The organism is Massilia hydrophila (assembly GCF_020208145.1).
Lineage (GTDB): Bacteria > Pseudomonadota > Gammaproteobacteria > Burkholderiales > Burkholderiaceae_D > Telluria > Telluria hydrophila.
In genome coordinates this window covers 1-391 of record NZ_JAHYBX010000081.1, presented here as the reverse complement: position 1 = coordinate 391, position 391 = coordinate 1, and the positions used below count along the sequence as shown (strand labels likewise).

1 pseudogene is annotated in these 391 nt (G+C 39.1%); it reads left to right on the top strand.

Annotation, left to right across the window (positions count from 1 at the left end):
* Positions 1–391: pseudogene (locus LE190_RS22325) on the top strand (hypothetical protein); the annotation flags it as partial.

Genomic DNA, 391 nt, shown 5'->3' with positions numbered 1-391 from the left:
AATTGTCATCCCGGGATTAGTGATCTTATTTACAAAAAAAGACAACAAGAAACAGGTCGTTAAAAAATCTTCTTTAGTCATAGCTGCACTTATTTTATTTGGTAGTTGCTCGGTTCCCAAAAAAACGCTTCAACCGGAGAAATTAAATGTACCGACTTCTTTTTCCAAACATCTTTCTCCAGATAGTTTAAATGTAGGAAGCCGGTCTTGGAAGGAAATTTTTAAAGATCCGAAGTTGGTTTCTCTAATTGATTCTGCGCTGCAGAACAATTTAGATATACGTCAATCCATTTTGCGGTTGGAATCTGCACAAGCGTATTTTAAACAACGGAAGGCGGCCTTGGGGCCAACTGTAGAGGCTGCAGTAGAAGGAGGAATTCGGAAATATGGG